The organism is Mycobacterium sp. 1245852.3, from assembly GCF_001669335.1.
Lineage (GTDB): Bacteria > Actinomycetota > Actinomycetes > Mycobacteriales > Mycobacteriaceae > Mycobacterium > Mycobacterium europaeum_A.
In genome coordinates this window covers 1-1,852 of sequence record NZ_LZLL01000370.1, presented here as the reverse complement: position 1 = coordinate 1,852, position 1,852 = coordinate 1, and the positions used below count along the sequence as shown (strand labels likewise).

Here is a 1,852-nt window from a genome sequence, read left to right as displayed (position 1 = left end):
GCCTGGATCTCCAGTGAGCCGCGTTCGGCGATCCGCCGCGGCGAGGCGACCGTGGCCGTCGGCAGGCCGAGCTCACGGCGCTGCCGATCCTCGGCCTTCTTGTTCATCCGCCAGCACATCCAGTCGTATGTAGACATGCCGGCGCGGACCATGGGGCCGGGCACCTTTGGAAGGAGCTGGCCGTTGGGACGCATCGGGATGTAGTGCAGTGTGGCCATCGGAATGCCGTAGTAGTCGGCGACGTTGACGGCCAGATCCTGATAGAGCTGGCCACTGAACAGCAAATCGGCGCCGGCCCCCACCGACATCAACGCCGAGCTCATCTCCTGCCAGTTCCGCAACACCGGTTCCCAGGCTTCGCGAATCAAGCTGATCGGTCCCTTGAGGAAGTTCTTCCAGAAATCCCGAATGAACTCGTCGCTCCAAAAATCATGCATATCAGGCCCATAGCCGATCGCCGGAAGCCCGGCCGATTCGGCCAGACCGACGAGATTGGGCGGGACGGCCATCCGTACCGAATGGCCCCGTCGCATCAGTTCACGACCGATGGTGAGACAAGGCTCGATATCGCCACGCGTTCCATAACTTGCCACAGCAAATTTCATCGCGATGGTTACCTTAATCAATCTCCGACGGCACGGGCAACTTTGACTGCGGCGTTTCCGCTCGGTGATCCGCGGCTCGCCATTGGCCCCGCGATGCGGTCAGAGTCGTGGTTGTAGTTGTTTCGCAACGGATTTGGCGGTCCGAGGCCAGGCTCGATCGTGAAAGTGGCACCGGTGCAGTCGAGTGCGACAAACCCAACCTCATCGGCCTTTCCCCCCGACCGTAGAAGTATGACGACTCTGGGTGGTTTGGATGAACCCCAGGCGTCGTCGCCTGATCTCACGTAAGTCTGCCAGACTATCGACACCGTGTCTTGGGAAAGCGGGAAGTCGATCCCGAGCGGCCCGCACCCGAATTTCCGGTAGCAAATTCCGCTATTTACCCAGCGCAGTGCTGGTAGGCCCGTTAGCTGGAGGGGGTACGACTCCGCGAGCTGACGAAGTTCTCCACCACGTCGGCGGCTTTGACCACGCTGTCGGCAGGCTTGGTCATCCGGGCGGCGATCTCGCGGGCCCGCTGCGCGTAGTCCGGGGCCAGGATTTGACGCAGGTCCCCCACCAACGTCTCCCGGTTCGTTGCCGAAAAGCGGCGTGTGGCACCAACTTTCAGCCGTTTGAGTTGAGCTCCCCAGATCGTCTGATTGGCGTCCATCGACAGAATCAGCGTCGGAACTCCAGCACGCAGGCTCGCGGCAGTGGTGCCCGAACCGCCGTGGTGAACCACCGCGCGACAGACGGGAAAGATCGTCGCGTAGTTCACCGGCCCCACGACCTTGACGTGATCGGGAAGGGGGACGCCGCTGAAGTCGCTGCGGCCGGCGGCAATCAACGCCCGTTCCCCGAGCTGCGCCGAGGCCGTGCTGATCATGTCGACGGTGTCGGCCGGGGATTCAACCGGCATGCTGCCGAAGCCGAAGCAGATGGGCGGGGATCCCGCGCGAATCCAGGACATCACCTCGTCGTCGGCTTCGGTGGTCAGCTCCATGGTCAGCGTGCCGACAAAGGGCCGCAGGCCATCCCACTTCGCCCACTCGGCGGCCAGCCCGGGGAAGCACACCTCGTCGTAGGCCTGGATTTCCAGCGATTCGCGGTCGGCGATCCGCCGCGGTGACGGTCCCGTCGCCTTCGGCAGTCCCAGCTCTGCGCGCTGGGTGTCCTCCACCTTCTTGTTCAGCCGCCAACAGAACCAGTCGAACGCCGTCATGGCCGAGCGGGCCAACGGCGGCGGCAGGATGGCGACGACCTGG

2 protein-coding genes are annotated in these 1,852 nt (G+C 63.6%); both read right to left on the bottom strand.

Going from position 1 to position 1,852, the window contains the following annotated elements:
* Positions 1-605, bottom strand: a 605-nt coding sequence (locus A9W96_RS16370) for a glycosyltransferase (protein ID WP_197499540.1), incomplete at its 3' end; no start/stop codon positions are given.
* Between the two features lie 406 nt (positions 606-1,011).
* A partial coding sequence (locus tag A9W96_RS16365; protein WP_067141257.1) for a glycosyltransferase occupies positions 1,012-1,852 on the bottom strand: 841 nt, incomplete at its 5' end.